Annotated in this window: 13 protein-coding genes; all 13 read left to right on the top strand. The window is 42.1% G+C overall.

Annotation, left to right across the window (positions count from 1 at the left end):
• Window positions 1-21 precede the first annotated feature (21 nt).
• Window positions 22-1,521 (top strand): RagB/SusD family nutrient uptake outer membrane protein, encoded by a 1,500-nt coding sequence (locus AC04NP_RS13545; RefSeq protein ID WP_482860300.1) that lies wholly within the window; start codon window positions 22-24, stop codon window positions 1,519-1,521.
• A gap of 148 nt (window positions 1,522-1,669) precedes the next feature.
• Window positions 1,670-1,876, top strand: a complete 207-nt coding sequence (locus AC04NP_RS13540) for a hypothetical protein (protein ID WP_482860299.1) — start codon at window positions 1,670-1,672, stop codon at window positions 1,874-1,876.
• Window positions 1,877-1,901: 25 nt separating this feature from the next.
• On the top strand, window positions 1,902-4,577 hold the full coding sequence (locus tag AC04NP_RS13535; RefSeq protein WP_482860298.1) for an alpha-L-rhamnosidase: 2,676 nt from the start codon (window positions 1,902-1,904) through the stop codon (window positions 4,575-4,577).
• Between the two features lie 192 nt (window positions 4,578-4,769).
• On the top strand, window positions 4,770-5,306 hold the full coding sequence (locus tag AC04NP_RS13530; RefSeq protein WP_482860297.1) for an RNA polymerase sigma-70 factor: 537 nt from the start codon (window positions 4,770-4,772) through the stop codon (window positions 5,304-5,306).
• Between the two features lie 110 nt (window positions 5,307-5,416).
• A complete protein-coding gene (locus tag AC04NP_RS13525; RefSeq protein ID WP_482860296.1) occupies window positions 5,417-6,343 on the top strand; it encodes a FecR family protein in 927 nt (308 codons plus the stop codon).
• 143 nt (window positions 6,344-6,486) lie between these two features.
• Complete coding sequence (locus AC04NP_RS13520) at window positions 6,487-9,081, top strand: TonB-dependent siderophore receptor (protein ID WP_482860295.1); 2,595 nt, start codon at window positions 6,487-6,489, stop codon at window positions 9,079-9,081.
• Window positions 9,082-9,620: 539 nt separating this feature from the next.
• Window positions 9,621-10,193, top strand: a complete 573-nt coding sequence (locus AC04NP_RS13515) for an RNA polymerase sigma-70 factor (protein ID WP_482860294.1) — start codon at window positions 9,621-9,623, stop codon at window positions 10,191-10,193.
• Between the two features lie 147 nt (window positions 10,194-10,340).
• A complete protein-coding gene (locus AC04NP_RS13510; protein ID WP_482860293.1) occupies window positions 10,341-11,336 on the top strand; it encodes a FecR family protein in 996 nt (331 codons plus the stop codon).
• A gap of 185 nt (window positions 11,337-11,521) precedes the next feature.
• A complete protein-coding gene (locus AC04NP_RS13505) occupies window positions 11,522-14,881 on the top strand; it encodes a SusC/RagA family TonB-linked outer membrane protein (protein WP_482860292.1) in 3,360 nt (1,119 codons plus the stop codon).
• A 13-nt stretch (window positions 14,882-14,894) separates the two neighbouring features.
• Window positions 14,895-16,463 (top strand): RagB/SusD family nutrient uptake outer membrane protein, encoded by a 1,569-nt coding sequence (locus tag AC04NP_RS13500; RefSeq protein ID WP_482860291.1) that lies wholly within the window; start codon window positions 14,895-14,897, stop codon window positions 16,461-16,463.
• Between the two features lie 221 nt (window positions 16,464-16,684).
• The gene (locus tag AC04NP_RS13495) at window positions 16,685-20,002 is read left to right on the top strand and encodes a VCBS repeat-containing protein (protein ID WP_482860290.1); all 3,318 of its coding nucleotides are present in this window, start codon (window positions 16,685-16,687) and stop codon (window positions 20,000-20,002) included.
• A gap of 655 nt (window positions 20,003-20,657) precedes the next feature.
• Window positions 20,658-22,994 carry a TonB-dependent receptor gene (locus AC04NP_RS13490; protein WP_482860289.1) on the top strand — a complete coding sequence of 779 codons (2,337 nt, stop codon included), beginning with the start codon at window positions 20,658-20,660 and terminating at the stop codon, window positions 22,992-22,994.
• A gap of 2 nt (window positions 22,995-22,996) precedes the next feature.
• Window positions 22,997-24,067 carry an HmuY family protein gene (locus AC04NP_RS13485; RefSeq protein WP_482860288.1) on the top strand — a complete coding sequence of 357 codons (1,071 nt, stop codon included), beginning with the start codon at window positions 22,997-22,999 and terminating at the stop codon, window positions 24,065-24,067.
• The last annotated feature ends 4 nt before the right edge of the window (window positions 24,068-24,071 follow it).

Here is a 24,071-nt window from a genome sequence, read left to right as displayed (position 1 = left end):
AAATACAAAATCAATTGGAAAATGTTTAATAAGGTGTTGACTGCCGTATTACTGTCAGCAACTTGTAGTTGCAGCGATAGTTTCCTGGAGTTGGAGCCGGAAACATTTTTGAATGAGCAGTCATTTTTTAATACACCCACCCAGATAGAGCAAACGGTGAATGCGTCATACAGGTCGCTCAGAAATTTGACAGATCTCGAATACTGGGTGTTTCTGGAGATGCGTTCGGACAATACAACCTTTCAATTTTTTGAAGCAGACAGGGGTGAGGAGAACAGGGGATTGGTGGATTATTTCCTGATTGATGCATCCCATGACAGATCCATGGGGGGATTATGGAATAAATCATACGATGGCATCGCGACATGCAATATTGTCATTGAAAACGTAGATAACATTGAGGGTTTGGACGATGCCAAAAGAGATCAATTTGTTGGCGAAGTGAAATTTTTAAGGGCCTTGTATTATTACAACCTTGCGCTTCAATTCGGTGGGGTTCCTTTGGAGTTGAGTACTACTCCAAGTCCCGAGGATGCGTCCAGTGAAGGCCGCGCTTCAAGGGATGCTGTTCTCCAAAGCGTCTTAGATGACTTACTCGAAGCTGTTGACCTGCTTCCGGACAGCTATGATGCTTTTGAGAATGGCAGGGCAACATCGGGCGCTGCCAAAACCTTACTGGCAAAAGTATATATGGTGCAACGAAACTATGCGGAGGCGTTGAATGTCCTGAATACGATCACAGGATACAGTTTACTAACAGGCAGCCCGACAAGCTATCGCGATGTATTTGACCCTGCCAACAAAGGAAATTCCGAAATTATTTTTGACGTTCAATACCTGGGTTCCGAAGAAGGGCTGGGAAGCAATTTCATGTATCAGTTTGCTCCGAACAATTCTGGGAATATTGTAACCGGCGACCCACAATTACTCAATCTTGGGGGTGGATCGGGTTGGAATACCCCAACCCAGGACATGATGAGGGCTTATGAGCCCGGAGATTTGCGCATGGACATTTCAATGCAGCCAGGTTTTACGGATAATGAGGGGGGGGGTGTTGACCAACCCTATGTAAGTAAATATAACTTCGGATTTGAATTAAGTGGAAGCACCAATGTTAATTTTCCCGTTTTCAGATACGCAGATGTACTCCTGATGCGGGCAGAATGCCTGAATGAACAGGGGTATGTAGCAGGTGGAGAAGCATTTGACCTGGTGAACCAAATACGAAACCGGGCAGGACTAGCCGGTCTGACCCCGGCGGAAGCTCCCAACCAACAGGACTTCAGGGATGCCATATTTCAAGAAAGAAGGGTGGAGCTTGCTTTTGAAAATCATCGCTGGTATGATCTGCTGCGTTCCGGTGAAGCAGTGTCCATTATGAATGCCCATGGCCGGGAAGAGATCCGGCTTAGAGCTAACATTATACCGGCAGGGGCTTTTCAGGTTACTGAAAACAAACTTTTGCTGCCGATTCCCCAAAGAGAAGTTACTATTGACAATTTAGAGCAGAACCCGCAATAGATATGGTTGGGAACATTTTGATAATTTACTTCAATCTAATCAATTAAATGCTTTTTTGTGCAAAGTATTAATATCATCAGATTGTTGATCACCCAAGGGTTTTGTCTTGTGCAGTACTTGCGTTTTTACACAGGTTAGCATTGATAAAATGCTATGCGAGAATCGAGAAAAACCTTTGGGTGTCGATGATCTTGAACCAAAATTATCATGGGTTCTAACACGATGGCTTCAGCTTAAAATTACTTATATTGACGGCACTTTTGAAGTTTTAGGCACCGATGATGACGGGAAATCGCCAGGGTGCCCTGTTGTAGAAATGGAAAAACACCATGATGCCATGGGTAGGTTAGGGTAATTTTAACTTTATTAAAACTACATCTATGAATAAAGTAAAGTGGCTGATTCTGATTTGGACCATACTTTTGATGGCCTGTAACAACCGGAAAAATTCCATCATTTTAATTGATTTACGAACCGAACACATGAATGTCCCAATAGGCATTGATACGCAGGAGCCAAGGTTTTCCTGGAAAATTGACGCTGATGCCCCGGTAGAGATCCAAAGCGCCTATCGCATCTTTGTCGACACCGACTCAACAGAAGTTGCCAATGGCAAGGGAGCCTTTTGGGAGGTGCAGCATGAATCTGACAGCGCATTGATTACATATCGCGGGAAACCGCTTCAACCCTATACCAAATATTTCTGGGGTGCTCAGGTGACAAGCAGTGATGGCCAAAAGAGTAAAATTGCACTATCCTCTTTTGAAACCGGAATGATGAAAACATCTAACTGGCAGGGAAAATGGATCACTGATGTACAAGATGTAAATCTTAAGCCTGCTCCCTATTTTCGCAAGGAATTCAAGCCACAGAAAAAAGTAGAAAAAGCCAGGTCCTATATCACGGCGGCAGGATTGTATGAACTTTATATCAACGGGGAGCGCATAGGTGACCATTGGCTCGATCCTGTCTATACGCGTTTTGACAGGAGAAACCTGTATGTAACGCATGATGTAACAAAGGAATTTCAACAGGAAGAAATTGCCATTGGGGTATTGCTGGGTAATGGCTGGTATAACCACCAATCGACCGCTGTCTGGAATTTTCATGAGGCCGGATGGCGGGCAAGGCCCCGTTTCTGTCTAAACATACGTGTAGTCTATGCCGATGGTTCTACCGAAGTAATCAGCACCGATAAATCGTGGAAAACTACGCTGAGTCCCGTGGTGTTCAACAGCATCTATACCGCAGAGCACTACGATGCGCGTCTGGAACTTCCCGGGTGGAGTCAGGTTGGCTATGATGAATCCGAATGGAAAACCGCCTTAGAGACAGTGCCTCCATCCGGCCTTATCACCGCCCAGGCTATGCCTCCGATTACCGGTGAGAAAATGGCATTTGCGGCCATGGATAAGCGAAGTGACCGGCAATATATTTTTGATTTGGGCAGAAATATTTCAGGGGTCACGGAATTGAGAATTAAAGGCGAAAAAGATACCAGAATTAAGGTGACTCATGCTGAACAATTGGACAGTGCCGGTAACCTGGATATGTCCAACATCATTGTCCATTACCGTCCAAAAGATACTTTAGATCCTTTTCAAACAGACATTTATACCCTTAAAGGGGAAGCCGAGGAAGTCTTCAGGCCCAGGTTTAATTACAAAGGGTTTCAGTATGTGGAAGTTTCCGGTAATAAACCCATTGACCTGTCTCTCGAAAACATCAATGCATATTTTATGTACAGCGATGTAAAACCGGTTGGCAGAATCCATACCTCCAATGCGCTTATTAACAAGATTTGGGAAGCCACCAACGCCAGTTACCTCTCCAATCTCTTCGGTTATCCCACCGATTGCCCCCAAAGAGAAAAGAATGGATGGACAGGTGATGCCCATATCAATATTGAAACCGGGCTATATAATTTCGATGCTATTACCGTCTATGAAAAATGGATGGATGACCACCGCGATGAACAGCAAGAAAACGGTGTGCTGCCATCCATTATCCCCACTTGGGGAGGGTGGGGCTATGATTGGGGAAATGGCCCTGACTGGACCAGCACCATTGCGATCATTCCCTGGGAGCTGTACCAGTTTTACGGTGATGATCGCGCCTTGAGAAAAATGTATGATCCTTTAAAAAAATATATAGATTATATCACTTCGATTAGCTATGACGGCGGGCTTACCGATTGGGGCCTCGGTGATTGGGCGCCGGTGAAATCCGTAACCCCCAAAGAATTAACGTCATCCATTTACTACTATGTTGATGCCACAATTTTAGCAAAAGCGGCTAAACACTTCGGCAAAGAAAAGGATCATCAGGAATATTCACGGTTAGCTGGCAACATTAAAAATGCTATCAACAAAAAGTATTTAAATGCGCAAACCGGCATATACGCGGAGGGTTTTCAAACAGCGTTGAGCGCACCCCTGTACTGGGGCGTCGTACCCGATTCGCTGAAGCAGAAGGTGGCAGACAACCTGGCTGAAGAAGTCAGAAAAGCCGGTAACCGGATTGATGTAGGTTTACTTGGCACCCGGACCATCCTCGGTGCGCTGAGCCAAAACGGATATGCTGATCTCGCTTTTTCATTGGCTTCCCGCGATACATATCCTTCATGGGGATGGTGGATTAAAAATGGCGCTACCACTTTATTTGAAAATTGGGACATAGATGCATCCTCGGACCTTTCCAGAAACCATATCATGTTTGGCGCCATCAGTGCATGGTTTTACAAAGGTCTTGGAGGCATTTTGATTGATGAGGAATCGCCCGGGTTTAAAAACTTCTTTTTAAGACCCAACTTTGTTAAGGATTTGAACCATTTCGAGGCCGAGTATCAAAGTAGGTTTGGAATGATTTTCTCTGGCTGGGAAAGAAAAGACAACCATATAGCATATCATTGCAAGGTGCCCTCGAATAGCACGGCTGTCCTATATCTCAAAGGGAAAAATATAAGATTGAATGATCAGGCAGTTGTCCAAACAGATGAGGAAGGTTATAAAATAAATCTCACCGCAGGCAGCTATAGATTTTCTATAGAGGAATAATTTGAAAAATTCAATAGGACTATTATTTCAGTCCTTTTGCTATAATCCTTCATTACAATTTTGTGACACACCCGGTGTGCTATTTTCCCCATATCTTTATTTAAACTTATTCTAAATAAGTATTGGTGGTATTTGACATCATTTGTATTTTTACTGGGTACTGCTTAGGGCTTTACCACCAAATTGCTGCGAATGCTTAAAAATAAGAAGACACCTGTTAATCTGGCAGATCCCAAAGACTTTGAGTCCCTGTACCATGCGTATTCGAGACACATGTACAGGCTTTGCTATTATTATACCCGGGATGCAGAGATTTCCAAAGAAATGATCCAGGATATTTTTAAATCCGTATGGGAAAGAAGAAATAAATTGATCATTGAAAGTGATATAGAAAGCTATCTGATGCGGGCAGCTAAACTCAAAGTATTTCAATATACCCGGGATCGGGTGAACCATGCTAAACATCTGGAGTGTGTGTTTGAAGAAGCATTTGAGCCAATTAATTGTACAGAGAACCAGGTTTTTTACAACAACCTTTCTGAGTGTGTAAATAGATTGATCAATAAACTTCCCTGCCGGTGTAAACAAGTCTATGAGCTTAGTCGTGAAAAAGGCATGACCAATAAACAAATAGCTTCGGCCTTACTCATTTCCGAAAAGGCAGTGGAAAAGCACCTTTCAAAGGCCCTGAAATTTTTACGACATAATCTGAAAGAATACCAGTTTTAAAATTGCTCCATTCCTTTTTTTAAAATTCTTCACCACCGGGGTAGGGATACAATTAACCTGTGGAACTACTAAATAGGAAGGCATGGTAAAACGCCTTCTGTCCTAACAAAATGAAGATTACGCGAGAACTTTTAGACAGATATCACCGGGGGGAATGTACAGATAAAGAAACTCGGGAAATAGAAGAATGGCTGACAAACGGTACTGCAAACACTACTTTCGGCAAAGTAGAAAAAGAAGATGAGCATCTGGCCGGAGCCTGGCAGGAACTGTCTGCACATATGGGTAGCGGGCAGGCTAAGTCGAGAAGATTATATGCATGGCCACTTGGTATTGTAGCTAGTGTAGCCCTTCTCCTGGCTTTAGGTTTGGTTTTTTACGGACAAATTGAGCAACGCTTTGCAGAACAAAAAACGATATCGTACACAAATGGTGAATATGGGAAGGTCATATTAGATGACAAGAGTACGGTACATCTCAATTCGGGAGCTACTTTACAATATCCCTCATTTTTTGCAGGAAACACCAGGGAAGTCATACTGACGAAAGGAGAAGCTTTTTTTGATGTCGCCAAAGATGAGGATCATCCATTTATTATATACACGGATAAGGTAGAGGTAGAGGTACTGGGCACGAAGTTTAATATCAGAAATGATTTCCAGGGGGCAGAAATAGAAATTATTCTTGTAGAAGGAAAAATAAGGTTTTCTTCTGACCAAAAAGAACATACACTGCAACCCGGTCAGCAACTTATCTATAACAAAGAAACCAGGGATATTAAGTTGAATAATGATGTGAACACGAACAGGGTCATGGCTTGGACCAAAGGGATTTTGTGGTTTGAGGATACACCGATGCCGGAAGTATTCAAAGCCCTTGAACAACGGTATGGTATACCGTTTAAGATTGAAAAAGAAGCAGACATTCCGTTTACGGCCAAGTTTAAGCACGAATCCTTAGACAGAATTCTCCAACTGATCGGGCTAAGTACAGGTTTACAATTCAAAAAAGATAAAGAGCACATTATAGTGCATTAAATCAGAAAAGAAAGAACACATGAACATAGTAAGAGGCCCCACTCCTTAAAAGAATAAAACCGGATGTGCCCACCACATCCGGCATACAAGTTTTAATTCAATCAATTTTCCAACAAATTAATTAACTAAAACCATTTTTAAATATGCAAATTTTACATACGATTTCATATAGAAACGGCATCTTTTACTTAACCCTGATTATATGCTCAGGGCTGTTATCAACTAAAACATTCGCACAGACAGGCCTTGATAAAAAAGTAGCTATCTCTCCTTCGCCACGTACGGTAAAAAATATACTTGTACAAATCGAGGAACAAACCGGTCTGAGTTTTGTGTACAGCAGCTCACAGGTTTCGGTGAAAGCAAAGATAACGTTGAATAATCCTTCCGCTGCTGTTAGTGAAATACTCGAACAGATCGAGACTTTAACGGCATTGAATTTCATTCCCAATGGAAATCAGGTAGTTGTAAAACAGCTAGGCTATGGCACGGTAACCGGAAGGCTAATGGACCAGGAAAGAAAGTCTGTGGAATATGCCACGCTTAGTTTTACGACAGGCCAGGGAGCAATTACAGATTCAAGGGGAAACTTCACAATTAAGAAGGTGCCTGAAGGAAATAGAGTGCTATTGATCAGGATGGTCGGTTATAAAAATACCCAAAAACAGATCGTGGTAAAAGCAAATGAAACCACCACAATTCCTGATATTATACTGGAAGAAAGCATCAATAAATTAGAGACGGTTGTCGTCAATGCATCGGAGAAAACCAACAAGTTTGCCCAAAAAGAAACTGGCTATGTGGCTCGCATGCCATTGGATAATTTGGAAAACCCGCAGGTTTACAGTATAGTACCTAAAGAATTGATGCAAGAACAAGTAATTACCGATATTGATGATGCCTTGCGAAACTCACCGGGAACAATACCGGTTGTTTATGTTTCAGGGGGTTTCGGTACTACCTTCCGGGGCTTTGACGCAGGAATTAATGCCCGAAATGGTATGGAAACCGCAGCTTTTCGTTCGAGTTCCGATATCGCCAATGTAGAACGCATTGAAATATTGAAAGGGCCTTCCGGAACTTTGTTCGGCAGTAATGTTTCTTCATTTGGCGGTGTTATCAATCTGGTGACAAAGAGACCTTTTAAAGATAACAAAACAGAAATATCCTACACGACCGGAAGTTATGATTTACACCGCATAACCACGGACATAAATGCACCTTTGAACAAAGAAAAAACGGCATTGTTTCGTTTAAACACTGCCTTGAACAGAGAAAAAAGCTTTTTAAATTATGGCTTCAACAATACGCTTCTGATTGCCCCAAGCTTACTTTATAAAGTTTCAGATAGATTGACTTTTATGGTAGACTTTGAAGTTTTTAATGCCAACAGCACCAGAAACAGGTATTCCAGATACGATGCAAATTCGGGAATCACAAGTCCTGAGGACATCAAATTAGATTATAGAAAGGCATTATATCACGAGGATGCCAACGCGAAATCTTCATCAACCAAAATGTTTACACAGGCAACGTATCGAATTTCCAAAAACTGGACATCCACGACACTTTTCTCCTTTGTGGGAGAAGATGTCGACCGCAGTTATCAATATTACCCCACGTGGCTATCACCCACTACAGCATCCAGAGGTATTGGAAATTGGGGGCCGATTTACAATAACTTTACCAACATACAACAAAACATCAATGGCGAATTGACCACCGGAAGTATCAAACATAAAATTCTTATTGGTGCTAACTTCAGATACCACAAGGCAAGAAGTGAAGCAGGAACTGCCCGTTCTATCGATACTGTCGATGTTACAACAGAATTCGATGTTTTACGAAAAGATGAATTGGATGCACATATAGTTTCCAGACATTGGGCCGGTTGGCACAGCGCTGATGACCAAACGTTAAGTGCGTATGTAACCGACGTAGTTCAATTCACAGATAGATTATCCACGATGTTAAGCTTACGTATAGATCATTTTAACAGAGGAAGGTCGGGAACAGTGGAAGGATACCATCAAACAGCCCTGGCCCCAAAATTAGGTTTGGTTTATCAGGTTATACAAGATCAAATATCTGTATTTGGAAATTATATGAGCGGTTTTCAAAACCAGGCCCCGACAACCCAACCCGATGGTTCTCTACTGATTTTAGACCCTATCTATGCCGTACAATCAGAAGGAGGGATAAAAATAGAGGCTTTCGACAAAAAACTGAGCACAACTATAAGTTATTATAACATCACTATTGATAATGCGATAAGGAGGGATCCGGATGGTTTCGTCATACAGGACGGCAAGCAGGTCAGTAAAGGTTTTGACATAGAAGTAATCACAAACCCTGTCGAAGGGTTAAACCTGATAGCCGGATATGCTTACAATGATAATAGAATGATAAAGGCCTCTGATGAATCGATAGAAGGTAATAAAGCAACCGGTTCACCGGAAAATGTCGTTAACTTTTGGGCGTCGTATGTTTTTCATAACAAGTTAAAAGGGTTGGGTATAGGTTTCGGAGGAAACTATGTGAGTGATAATTTTCAGTTTAGTGATAACGTATTTACCATTCCGGCATACACAATATTGAATACCTCTGTATTCTACAATCAACCGAAATGGAGAATAGGATTGAAAGTAAATAATATCACCGATCAAAAATATTGGTCAATCACAGGGGTACCTCAAGCCCCAACTAATTTCATGGCCAACCTGACGCTTAGGTTTTAATCATCCCTTATCAACTAATAACCTCCAAGGTCTTCCAATGCGCCACCGGGCAGGTAAAACCTTGGAGGTTTGATCATCAACGATGACCATTAAAAGACGCATAAAAAATACACGTTGTGGAGAAAATCATGGCGTTGTTACGAGACCATCCAAAGATGACCATCAATCAATTGGAAAAAGAAACGGGTTTGTCCGGGCGGGGAGTGGAATGGAAGCTCGATGAATAAAAAAAGAGGGAAAGTTAAAGTGGGTTGACCCCGATAAAAGAGGGTATTGGGAGATATTAGTTGATATCTTTTATTTTAAGTACTATCTTTTCCATTACTTCCGGATATCCAAATTTTTTTTACCAGTAGGTTAGATGCGATGTGGGGATGCCAAAGAGCTGCAGGTTTATAAAATGGGTATTGATAAGGCTGGAATTTTAATTTTGTATTTTAATTTCTAATTTAAACCCTTCTAAATAGCAATGACTATTTGTGAGCTTTTTGAACACTATCGGGCATGCCAACTCATGTTAAAGAACACATTAATCGCTGATGCAGGAAAAAGATTTAATTAAGTCCATAAGGAAAGGAAATGAAAAGGCTTTTCGTAGCTTGTATGGACTTTATTTTCATAAAGTAGCCAATTATGCGTTTAAACTGCTTCACTCGGAAGAAGATGCACGAGAGGTAGCCCAGGATGTGTTTATCAAGCTTTGGCACATGAGAAAGCAACTGGAGCCAAATAAATCAATATCCGGCCTGATATACAAAATAACGAAATTTACATCGATCGATTTGATACGAAAGCAACAATCCATTGTAAGAACGGTTCATTACGGAGATGCGCCTTTATTTGAAGATTGTACGATTGACAACGACTTAAATGGGCGGGAATTGTATGCTGAATACCTCAAGGTCCTTGACAGATTACCCGAAAAGAGAAGACGGATTTTTCAGATGAGCAGGGACGAAAATCTTTCTCACAAAGAAATTGCTGCCAAACTACAAATTTCGATCAAGACAGTAGAAGCTCAGATAAGGCTTGCCCTTCAACAAATCCGCAAATACCTCAGGGATTATTCAAATACCATGATACTGGCGCTCGTAATCAATTTTTTCAATTAGTTCATCCACATACCCTTACCGGCCTGCTCCAGGTAAAAAGTGATCATACCCCCAGCCAAAGCCATCTGATTTTTTTTAATCCCTTTAAGGGCAGGCAAGTTTTTCTACGAATTAATAGTTAACGTAGTCACTATTTCTCGGAAATTAATGAAGCAAGAGGATTTTAAATTGTTAAAAAAGTATCTGGAGGGAAATACCTCTCCGGAAGAAAACCTTATTGTACGGGATCTGCTGGTTCAAAATGATGAAGATGATGCATTAAAACAATGGTTATTTAAGGAGTGGCAAAAAACCCCGGCAAAGAAGGAGTTGCCGCTGGATATTAATGCGGCCTGGCCGGAGGTTGAAAAAGCCCTGTCAGGTAACAGCAAACCATCTGAAATCCGGTGGCAAAAAATAGCGGCTTCTGCTTCTGTGGTTTTAGCTGTAATCCTGGGCACCCTGTTTTTTCAGCGATGGTCTGATGGCAATTCAAATGAGCCTATGATCGCTGAGACGGAATACATTCAAAAGCAAACAGCAAAAGGTGAAAAGCTCAACATCTCGTTGCCAGATGGAAGTTTCATCAAATTGAATGCTTCTACTAAGCTAAGCATTCCTGCGAACTATCATACAAATAGTGAAAGAGTGGTTTACCTGCAGGGAGAGGCATTTTTTGAAGTGGCAAAATTTGAAAAAAGACTTTTTAAGGTGATCACGGGAGAAGTTACCACTACAGTTATGGGTACTTCGTTCAATGTAAAGGCGCAATTGGGCGAGGATCGGGTAAGTGTGGCCCTGGTGGAAGGAAAAGTAAAGGTGGCTAATGTAAGAGATGAGATAATGCTTGACTCCGCTGAAATGACTACCGTGCAGTCTTCCGTGGAGAAGCTTTCAAAAAGAGACTTTGATATCGAAACGATAACCGGATGGAGGGATAACCTGTTGATTTTTGATGAAATCCCCTTCCGGGAAATCATTGCAAAGCTCGAACAATGGTATGGCGTTGAGTTTGAGATCAGCGGGGCGCCGCTGGCTGATAGGAAATACAGCGGCAGGTTTGAAAATAAATCCCTGGCGCTGGTGCTTGAAGGCCTTGGCTTCTCCTCAGCCTTTGATTACGAGATAAAGAACAAATCTGTTTTTCTAAACTTTAAAAAATAAAATTTATGAAACACTTCGACCCGGGATGAATGTCCTCAATTCACACATAAGGAACATGTTCCGTGTATACAAATGAAAGGAGTACCCTGTCAAAGACTTGGGAAATTCGCAATGACATGGGTACCACCTATTTAAATTTAATCTTAGATAAAGATATGAATTCAAAATTTACAAGACAATTAATTATGATGTCAAGGACGGTTTTTAATCTTATCCTTGTCAACTGCTGTCTGGCAGGTACGTTGGTGGCCAACAACTCGAGCGGACAGACAAAGAGCCTTGAGGAAATAACCATTTCTTTGGAAACAAAAGAAAAATCATTAAAAGAGGTGCTGCGCCACATAGAAGCAAAAACGCCTTTTTATTTCTCATATTATGTCGATGATCTGCAAGCCGGAAAAATTACATTAGATGTCCAAAACCAATCATTGGCCAATGTATTAAGGGCCATTTCCAAACAAACCAAACTTGGGTTTAAAAGGATTGATCAAAACATACATGTCCTTCGATTGAAAGACCGGAGGGAACCTGCGGTCCGGGAAAGCATTCATGTTCCGGAAGTACCGGATATTATCATCAGCGGCAAAGTGACGAATGAAAAAGCGGAGGGAATACCGGGCGTGAATGTGATATTAAAAGGAACTACTACGGGCGCAGTTACCGATCCGGATGGAAATTATGAAATCGAAGTGCCAGGAGAAGGTGCCGTACTGGTATTTAGCTCAATAGGCTATATTAAGGAAGAAATCGTGGTGGGCGACCAGCGTGTCATTAATATTTCCTTGCTACCTGACCTTTTGGCTTTGCATGAAGTCGTTGTTGTAGGTTATGGTACGCAAAAGAAAAGCGATTTGACAGGGGCTGTTGCCTCTGTAACTTCCGAAGAAGTCAAAGCTTTAACAATATCCAATCCCACCATGGCGCTGCAGGGGCGTGTTGCCGGGGTGAATGTTCAGTCAAATGGCGGAGCGCCGGGGGCAGGTGTGAGCGTAGTGATTAGAGGAGCAGGAACCATTAACGGCAGCCTCGACCCACTCTATGTTGTTGATGGTGTATTTCTTGAATCACTGAGTTCTGTTAACCCAAACGATATTGAATCTGTAGAAGTCCTTAAAGACGCATCGGCCGCCGCCATTTATGGTTCCAGGGCCGCCAATGGCGTCGTAATTGTCACCACTTCACGAGGTAGTGACGGCGGACTTGTACTGAGTGCTCATGCAACGGTGGGTATATCTAACCCGACCAATAAAATTGACTTTTTAAATGCAAGGCAATATGCTGATGTCCGGAATGCCATTGATGATGCGGGCAATTCACCGAGGTCGCCTGTCAATTCAACAGACTTTGATCCGAATGTAGATACTGACTGGCAGGATTTGTCCCTGAGGACCGGGGTTATTCAGGATTATGGTTTTAGTCTTGCCGGTGGCGGAAATAATTCTTCTGTCTACTTTTCAGCCAATTATTTCAATGAACGGGGTGTCCTGATTTCTTCAGATTATAACCGGATTAACCTTAGGCTCAATTCAGAGTATTGGTCGACGAACAAAAAACTCCGGTTGTCACAATCTTTGGGTTTAACTCAGAAAAATCTGAACCAAAATGATGATTACGGCGCTAGTGGATATAACTTTCCAACACTACCTTTTAAAGATGAAGCAGGTAATTTTGTGGCGCCCAGCAATGCTGATCATGGCGTGGCCTTCAGTCAAAACAGGTATGCCAGGGCCGTAACACTTGATGATGAGAACCGGATTGATGAGGTTTTTGGAAATATCGGGGGAGAATTTGAATTTCTTCCGGGATTAAAATACCAACTGAATTTAGGGCTGAATTATTCGTCTGAGGTAGACTATCTTTTTACGCCGACTTTCTTTTGGAGTGAGTCTAATCCGGGGGCCAATCAAAACCTCGACGCTGACCTGACTGAAAGCCGTACCACTCGCTTTGACGGACTGATTGACAATATTTTAAGTTTTAACACCGAAATTAACAAACATTCGATTAATGCTGTTCTTGGAAGTACTTTTCAAAAGATAGTCACCAGAGGCACTTCGCTTACGGCAAGTACATTCCCCTCAAATGATCTCAGGGTGGTATCTGCCGCAGAGGAGGTGGTTTTATTTTCAGGAGATGAAATAGTTACCGGACTTGCATCGCTGTATGGTAGGGTGATTTATGACTATGATGATAAATATTTGCTGACGGCGACTTTGAGGCAAGATAAATCTTCGAGGTTTGCAGAGGAATTTCGTACGGGTTATTTCCCATCTGTATCAGCAGGTTGGAGACTTACAAATGAAGATTTTTTTCCAGCCAGTGACTTTTTGACAGATTTGAAACTGCGTGTGAGCTACGGAGAATTGGGTTCTCAGAATGTGGAAGATTATGCCTTTACACCGGTAATTAACCTGAATTCGAATTATGATTTCGGTGATCAAAGGTTTTTTGGCGTTGCGCGAACGCAGTTCAGGTTGCAAAACCTGGTTTGGGAAAAATCCAGGACAACCAATTTTGGCATCGATGCAGGATTCCTGGATGGTAAATTGCAGTTTGCTGTGGATTATTACATCCGTAAAACTGATGACATTTTGCTGTCACTGGCGATCCCACAAACATCAGGCTCCCAGCAGCCGGTGGTTACTAACGCCGCAGCAATTGAAAATAAGGGTGTTGAATTAAATTTGAATTATAAGGAAATTGAAGGTGAATTCACCTATGATATAAACCTGAACCTGACTTCTGCCAGTAACGAAATAACTTCATTAGGGGCACTTCAATCACCCATTGCAGGAGGGATATTCTCATCCGAAGGGCTAAGAGGTACCAGGGCTGATGTAGGAGAACAGTTAGGTGTATTTTGGGGGTTTGAAACAGCAGGATTGTATCAATCCCAGGCCGAAATTGACAATGATCCGAACCTGAGCAACAATCCGGCGGCTAAGTCCTTATTAAGACCGGGCGATTTAATTTATGTGGATCAAAATGGTGATGGCTTAGTCAATAATGACGATAAAGTAAATATTGGGAACCCATATCCCGACTTTGAATTTGGCATGAATTTTAACGGAAACTACAAGAACTTCGAGATTACCTTATTTATTCAGGGACAAGTTGGCAACGAGATACTGAATGCCAATAAATACAATCTTTCTTTTGAATCCCGAAGTAACTATTCTACCGATGTGTTGAATGCATGGACCGAGACAAATAGGAATACCGATTTTCCCGTCCTGGGAACCACGCGCTTTGATGTCTCGGATTTTTACATTGAAGACGGAAGTTACATGAGATTGAAACAATTGCGCATTGCCTACAACTTTCAAAACTTGTTTAAAGGGTCAACGAATGCAAAAGCTTTTATAAGTGGTCAAAACTTATTGACATTGACCGGTTATTCCGGATATGATCCTGAATTAGGGGTTCCCGGAAATTCCGGAAGACCCAGTGCAACCGGTCCTGCCCTGCTGACCCGTGGAGTGGATCTTTCCGCCTATCCACAGAGTGTTATGATCATGGGAGGAGTACAATTCACCATCAATTAAAACGATTTATGCCATGAAAAACATAAAAATAAAATTTAGTTTCTTAGCATTGGTATTCATGGGCTCTGCTATCTCATGTGGGGATTTGCTTGATCAGCAAAACCCTAATGCGCTTTCTACAGATAGTTTTTGGCAGGATGAAGAAGATGTGCAACAGGCAGTTGTCGGGGCTTACAGTCCTATGAGTACAATTTTCGGGTGGGGCAGATACCTTCCTTTTACGTGGTTTAGAAGGGCAGACGAGTACACGCCGTCATTCGAAAATGTAAGAATCCGAGGCATTATAATTGATCCGAATGACATATTTTTGCCTAACCAATGGCCGGAAGCATGGAGACTTATCTTCAGGGCGAATGATATCCTCGACAACATTGATCGTGTGCCGGATCTCGATGAGACTGTAAAAAATCATGCAATGGGTCAGGCATACTTTCTGAGGGCCTTGTATTATTTTTATCTTGTCAATACCTGGGATAACATACCATTGATAACCCAAGCAGCAGTTGGTAATAATACGGAAGAATTTGCCGCGCCAAATAGTAACCCAACCGCCATATATGAGCAGATAATCAGCGATGCCAGGGAGGCTAAAAGACTGTTGCCAACCAGCTTTGGAGATGAGAGCGGCCGGGCTACGTGGGGAGCTGCCACAGCCCTGCTCGGGAAAGCCTATTTGTATACTCAGGAATGGAGTTTGGCGGCGGCCGAATTCAAGGAAGTAATTGATTCCGGTATTTATGATCTGGATCCGGATTTTGCCAATAACTTTACTGAAAATGGTGATAATAATATTGAGTCAGTGTTTGAGGTACAACATACCTCCGAGATTGAAATCGGATGGTCCTCAGACGAACCTAATTCAAGCAGATCGTCCGTATTTCTTCAACTCAGGGCTCCGGAGGCTTTTGGCGGGGAATGGGTAGATCAGGTTAATCCCTGGATTCTGGATGCATTCCTTTCGGAAAATAATCTTGACGGTGGAGTAGACGAAAGGGCACTGACTACACTGGCATGGGATCATCCTGAATCAACAATTTATCTTAATCAACCGTTTTCAGAATCAGTTCTGGATCAAAACAAAGTTTATCCGAAAAAGAATACAGGGATGCTGACGGAAGATCGTCCTGATGACGGTGATCTCGGTATTAGCTCAGGTCAGAATTTTAAGTTGATCAGGTTTGCCGATGTACTGCTCATGCATGCCGAGGCGGCCAATGAAGCGGATGGCCCGGAAGCTGATATACTGGCCTCGATAAACAGGGTAAGGGCGAGGGCGAATATGCCAAACATCCCCACCGGGCTCACCAAAGATGAACTGAGGGATAAAATCAGAAAAGAGAGAATACTTGAATTGTCTCTTGAAAATGACAGATTTTTTGACCTGAAAAGATGGGGTGTTGTCATAGACCGAATGAATGGTAATGCGGATATGGTGGGGAATATAGGGCCTTCTACGGATCAAATAAGGGCAGAAGGACATCCCGAATATGGCTTTCCTTTTGCAGAAATTCATACAAGGGTACCCATTCCAATAGATGAAATATTAAGTAATCCCAGTCTGAAGCAGAACCCTGGCTATTAAAAAGAAAACAGCTTTATAGTAAATAGTAGAAAACAAAGGCATTGCATACGGCGGTGTCTTTGTTGCTTCACCCTTTAGTCGATATAATTTCCGGGTTTGACAACAGATACTTACAGCGTCTCTTCCGGTTGGTGTTTTTGATATTATGTTCTCACGGTTGTATGAACAGTCGACCCTGCAACTTTATGAATATGAATAACTGAATAACTATCAAAATTTGTATGAGACCCCTAACAGTTAAAATATGCCGGTTCTTTTTGGCCCCACTTAGTGTGTGGGTACTCATGGGAAGTTGCGGCACCCGTGAGTCCGGAATTTCTCTGGTTGAACTATCTCCGCAATCATCGGGAATCCATTTTTCCAATAACATCATTGAATCCGATAGTTTAAATTATTTCAATTTTCCGTACATCTACATGGGTGGGGGCATAGCTATAGGAGATATCAACAATGATGGGCTTTCAGATATATTCTTTACCGGAAACATGGTCGAAAATAAATTATACCTGAACAAGGGCAATTTGACTTTTGAAGACATCAGCACAGCGTCTGGCACTCAGGGAGATAACCGATGGTACACCGGTGTGACCATGGTGGATATAAATGCCGATGGCTGGCTGGATATATACGTTTGTGCTTCCGGCAAAACTAATTCGGAAAATCAACTATTCATTAATAATAAAGACCTGACATTTTCTGAAAAAGCCGAAACATTCGGTATCAATGATGAAAGCCCCTCTATTCAGGCCACTTTTTTGGATTATGATAAAGATGGAGATTTGGACCTTTTTGTCGGCAACTACCCCCTTTTGCCTTTAAGTATGGGGAACAGGTTTTATTTTGAAAAGATGGTGATGAATCAACATGAATCCTCGGGCCATTTGTTTAAAAACAACGGAGATGGTTCCTTTTCCGATGTTACAAAACAATCGGGTGTTCAGAATTTTGGATTGACCCTGGGCGTTATAGCCGCTGATTTTAACAACGACGGATGGCAGGATATTTATGTTTCAAATGATTTTCAGGTGCCTGACCATTTATACATGAACAATACCGATGGCACATTCTCTGATGTACTCATGGATTCCTTTCAACACACTTCCATGTTCGGTATGGGGATAGATGCATCGGATTTCACAAATGATGGGTTGATAGATTTAATCCAGCTAGATATGGCACCCGAAGACTATAAAAGAGCCAAAGTAAATATGGCCAGCATGGATCCGAAGAGCTTTTGGGAGATGGTAGATTTAGGGGGGCATTATCAGTATATGCAGAATTGCGTGCAAGTCAACAATGGAATGAATAGGAATGGTATACCTGTTTTTAGTGAGATATCCAGGTTATCGGGCCTTGCCACAACTGACTGGAGCTGGGGTGTTTTATTGGCAGACCTGGATAATGACGGTCATAAAGACTTATTAATTACAAATGGCATTCTGAGGGATATCAACAACAACGACGTACTTAACGCCAACAAAAATTCATTAACCCCCCAACCAATAAAAATGGAAGAGGTGCCCAGTCAACCTTTAAACAATTACATTTTTCAAAACCTGGGAGATTTCAAATTTAAAGATGTAAGTGATTTTTCAGGATTTCATAAGGAGGGGTATTCTAATGGTATTGCCTATGGTGATCTGGATAATGATGGTGATCTGGATGTGGTAGTTAGCAATTTAGATGCAAAAGCGCTGGTTTTTGCAAATAAAAATGACGGATCGAATAATTTTATAAGCTTGAGAATCAAAGGATCTGAAGAAAATCCATTTGGAATAGGTACACGGGTTACCATACAAGATGGCAATCACGTGCAAATGCAGGAACTTACCCTGTCAAGAGGCTTTCAATCAAGTGTGGAACCTGTTATTCATTTTGGACTGGGTAAACATGACGTGATAGAACAGGTCAGGATCAGGTGGCCGGACGGTGGTGTTCAAACCATGAAAAATGTCAAGAGTAATCAGTATTTAACGATTGAGAAAAAAGAAAATAATCATTCTCAGGAAATTGCAGAACGTCGCTCCGGTGCAAAGCCTCAATTCCTTGATATTACCCAAAAGACAGGGATAAACTTCAAACACCATGAGGATCAATATGATGATTTTGCCTACGAGCCATTGTTACCTCATAAGAACTCTCAAATGGGACCGGGACTAGCAGTTGGAGATATCGATAATGACGGGCTGGAAGATTTTTTTATTGGAAATGCCTCCATGAGTGCTGCGGAAATGTTCCTACAGCAGCAGGACACGACCTTTCTGAAAACAGACGGCCCCTGGCAGGATGATATTGAGTATGAGGACACCGGCGCTTTACTGTTCGATCCGGATAATGACGGCGACCTGGATTTGTACATTGTCAGCGGTGGAAATGATGCCAGTAAACCGGCTTCCTATTATCAGGATAGGTTATACATTAATAAACAGGGAAAGTATATAAAAGGCGCTGATGTTTTACCCGCTATAAGAAATAGCGGGCAGGTGATAATATCGGCAGATTTTGATTTAGATGGGGATAAAGACCTGTTTATAGGAGGAAGAATAGTCCCGGGTCGTTATCCATACCCGGCTACCAGTTATATTTTGAGAAATGACGGAGGAAGGGATGAAGATCTCCGTTTCACGGATGTAACAAAAACAATTGCCCCCGGTTTTATTGATTTAGGTCTTGTTACCAGCGCTATATGGGAGGATTTTAATAATGATGGTAAACCGGATCTAATCATTGCCGGTGAGTGGATGGGTATACGTTTTTTTGAAAATAAACCGGATGTTTTTGAAGAAGTGAAAAACATTGGGATGGGTGAAACCAGTGGCTGGTGGTATTCACTCAAGTCAGTTGATGTAAATGGAGACGGCGATAAGGATATCATAGCCGGAAATTTGGGACTCAACTATAAATATCAGGCAAGTGAAAAGGACCCATTCAGAATATACGCCAATGATTTTGATGAAAATGGTAAATCCGACATTGTACTCAGTTATACCAAAAAAGGAAAGCAGCTTCCCGTTAGGGGAAGAGAATGTTCTTCACAGCAAGTGCCTGCCATTAGTCGTAGGTTTAAAACTTATGAATCTTTTGCTGATGCTGACCTTTTGGATATTTATGGGGAATACCAGCTTAACAATTCGCTGAGTTATGAAGCTGAGACATTTGCCCATTACTGGATAGAAAATGATGGTACCGGCAAATATGTTATGCACCGACTTCCGGGTAAATCACAATTTTCATCTGTCAATGCTATAGAAATAATCGATGTAAATAATGATCGTTTTCCTGACTTGCTGTTAGGCGGTAATTTGTATGGTTCTGAGGTGGAGACACCCAGAAATGATGCGAGTTGGGGTTTAGTATTGGAGAACTCGGGATCAGGAGGGTTTATGGCACAATCGCCTGGTGAAAATGGGTTAATGATTAAAGGCGAAGTAAGGGCTATCAAGTCTATCGAACTCGGAAAAGGAGGACAGATAGCTTATCTGTTTGCCATTAACAATGATTCGCTGAAGTTGATCGGCAAAAAGGTTATTCCGGAATAATTTCACTATCAAAACAGGATAATTGAATCCTGAAAAAAGGTTCGTATGGGTTACAACCATAACCTGCTCTTAAAACCCATCCCCAAATATTTGAGAAAAAACAAGAAAATTAAATGCAACATTGTTGCGTTTTTAAAGTCTTTTTCCGATTTTCATGCGGATGAAATGTATGTCTAAAATAATGGCCGGTAGCTTGGCAGCATATTATATTGTGCTTCCAGGCCTTTTTGGATGGCATGCATTTCAACAAAACCATCATAATTCTTGCGATCATAATCACAATAGCAGTGAAGAGAATTTTGTTGAATTAGTCTCTTTACAAGAAGCATCGGAATGTTCCCTTTGTGAAATATATCACGAATGGACCTCTTGTTTAGAGGTGAGTATTGCTAATTCGAAATACACCCTTTTTATTGATTATGTTCCACCGTATCGAGAGTCATTGAACTTAGTTTTTGAGAACTTCTTAAGCCTGAGAGCTCCTCCATCGGTAGGCTGAGCACGCCATTTAGAATGAATAAGTCAACCGGAGAATCACTGACTTATAAGTTCATATCAAATCAATACAACTGAAAATCAGCATAGATAACCAAAGTAATTTGTGAGCGGTTAAGCATCTCTCTGTTGGCTGATGTTAATGCACTTTCATTGAAAAATGAATTACAATAATCTATTGATTAATGCGGGTAGCAAATATGTATGGCTATTTGTGTTAATGTCATTTTGTACAGACTTACTGTTGTGTCAGGAAAAAACTACGGTCACGGTTCTTTCAATAACTGACAGCTCTCCATTGATAGGAGCAACCTTGCAAGTGACTGGAAACGGCGCAAGTAGCGCCGGCTGGGTTACGGATCTCGAAGGCAAAGCGCATTTAAATATTGATGTACCTACTTTAATAAAAATCGCCAGTGTTGGATTCTTGACCGTTGAACAGTTAATTAAACCGGGAGAATCTGTTAAAATCTACTTGAAAGAGGATGTTTTTGGATTAGATGAAGTGGTTGTAACAGGATCTTTCGTACCGACCACAAGTGCTCGATCGCTTTATACAGTAAAGAAGCTGGATGTCTCCTTTATTGAAGCACGCGGATCGGTGAATTTGGCCGATGTATTGCAAACACAGCTTAATTTGAAAACCATTCAGGATGATGTGTTGGGAACCCGCGTGGTGATGCAGGGAATTTCAGGGCCTAATGTAAAAATGCTGGTGGATGGAATTCCGCTGGTCAATGGATCGGGAGGTGAATTTGACCTTAGCCAGATCAATATGAATAATGTGGAGCGTGTGGAAATTGTAGAAGGGCCACTGTCTGTGCAATACGGTACGAATGCACTTGCCGGTACTATTAATATCATTACCAAAAGCTATGGAGCCGGGGAGTCTATGGTCAATACCGGCGCTTATTATGAGTCGGTCGGCCAGTACAACCTGGATATTTCATGGGCGAAAGGCTGGGAAAACACATCAATAAGTATAGGTGGAGCCAGAAATCGGTTTGACGGTTTTTCTTCAACCGGAGAGCGCAAGGAAAACTGGATCCCAAGAACTCAGTATCTGGCCAATGCCAAAGTGAAAACCAGGATCGAAGCACTTAATGTTACCGGCTCTGTTGACATGCTGCGGCAAAATTCGACCAGTCATGGCAATGCCGCCAGCGCCTTTAACAACAGGACAGGCAAGCTCTCTGAAATCGCCAATGACGGTGATATAAACACCAACAGACTGAACGGCTCTTTCATATTGGATGGAAAGTTTTCTGATAAGCATTATCTCAATCTGGTAAACGGGGTTTCCAGGTTTGAGCAAGGAAGCCGGAGATATTTACAAGATGTTATCGATGACATTCGTTGGTTAAGCTCGGATGCGGAAGATCATGACACTACCAGTTTCAAGACCTGGACGTTCAGAGGTACTTATGTCTATGGAGATACCAGAAAAGATCAGGGTATTTATTTGACTGCCGGGTATGAAGCATCACTCAATTCTGCCAGTGGAGGCAGGATTACCGCTGATGCTGATGGGAATGTAAATGAATACGGCCTGTTTACTGCCATAGAAATACCAATAGGCTCAAAAATAAAAGTACAACCGGCGTTGCGTTACACCTATAGCAACAGCTACGATACGAAGGACATTGATTTTTTGAATGCCGATTTACCGCTGCTACCTTCTCTGAACGTCATGTTTGCCAATAGTAGAAAATTTGATCTTCGCCTTTCTTATGGTAAAGGTTATCGAACCCCATCCGTACGTGAGCTATACTATGAATTCATTGATGCAAACCATTACATTGTAGGGAACAGGGAATTGCAGCCTGAGGTCGGAAACAATCTCAATGCCTCCACCACCTGGAGGCCTGCCATTGGCAGCGTTGCTGCCGCACTTACCTCCTCATTATTCTTTTCAAGGATCGATAATAAAATTGACCTTTTGCAAATCATCGATAGAGAAACCCTACCCGATGAAGTCCCTAAAAATGTCCCTGTAGCCCGTATTTACGAAAACATCCCCAATTTCAAATCTTATGGCTTTAACCTTACGGCAGAATTCGCCTGGCCAAACGGAATACGCCTGAGTCCCGGGTTTGGTATGTTGGCTCGCTCGGGGAGTGAGGCTGATGACCGCTTTTACAATAGCTATGAAGCCAACCTGAATGCCAGCCACTTTCTTAAAAAGCTGAATACCCGGTTTAACTTATTCTACAAATACAATGGACGTATCTCGGAATTTTCAAGGAATCAGGATGGAAGCATTGGCGTGCTAACACTCGAAGACTATCACACGCTTGACGTAAGCGTTTCCAAACCACTACTCAAGGGACGATTATTTACCACCGTGGGGGCAAAAAATATTTTTGATATTACCGATATAAGCTTGACAGGAGAAGGAAGTAAAGGTTTGGTACTTCAGACCGGACGAGAAGCTTTTTACCCTATTAGTTGGGGACGGGCATTTTTTATAAAAGTCAACTATTCAATAAACAAATAAATATGAACACACGCAATCGATTCTATTTTAGCTTATTAGCTGCTTTATTCTTTATGGGCTGCAGTGATGACGATCCTGCTCCGGGCGATAGTACGCAGCCAGGTGCAACCCTCACGGCTGAAATGGGTGCCGATCTATCTAAGCAGGTGTATGTAAATCTAAGTGAAAGCATCATGACATCTGTAAATGTGAATACCTGGGAACTGGCTTTTGAAAATAATGGCAATGCTATTCGAACCAATACTGCAAAAAGGGTTGCCGTAGCTACGCCAACCGAGAGCAACTTCGATGATGTAACTGGTGATGATGGGCTGGTATATGCTTATGATTCTGAAGATGGCGACCTGAGCGCTGCGGCCTTGGCCGGTTGGCAGACCAACACGCCATACATTGTCGACCTGGGTGTGGATGAAAATGGCAATGCGCTCGGCAAGAAAAAAATCATGATCACAGAGAGCACCTCATCGGATGTTACTATTCAGTATGCCAATCTGGATGGCACCAATGCAGTAACCAATACCATCAGCCATAACACTGGCAACTTTACCTTCTTTTCACTGATTGATAATCAAACAGTAACAGTAGAACCTCTGAATTGGGACTTTGTCTTAACGGGTGTTTCCGTACGTACTGGCGCTCCATGTGCAGCATTGGGTACTGGGGCTCAGCCAGGTATTAACTGTGATATATACAGATTGACAGCTTCTGCCATTACCAATTACTACAGTGGTGTGGAAGTAGCAAAAGATGACCCATTTGACGATTTGGAGCAAAATGATGATCCAAATGCTGAAAAAAATCAAAAGGCCATCGAGGACGGTAACTACGAGGAATTGGCGCTGCAAGACTTCAGCACAATTGGCGGTTCGACTGCAGGTGATGCCATTGGCCGGTCCTGGCTGCAGATCCTTCAACCGCACAGCGCGGGAATATACAAAGTTTATGATTTCATCACCTATTTGGTAAAAGACCAGGATGGAAACCATTACAAAGTACGTTTTCTGGCCTATAAAGGTGGTGATAATGCGGAAAACGGTAACCCTACTTTCGAATACGAACTTATCACTGAATAAAAAT

The sequence above is a fragment of the Agaribacillus sp. DX54 genome, from assembly GCF_056858335.1.
The sequence above is the reverse complement of the archived record's forward strand: the minus strand, read 5'-3'. Positions and strand labels throughout refer to the sequence as shown.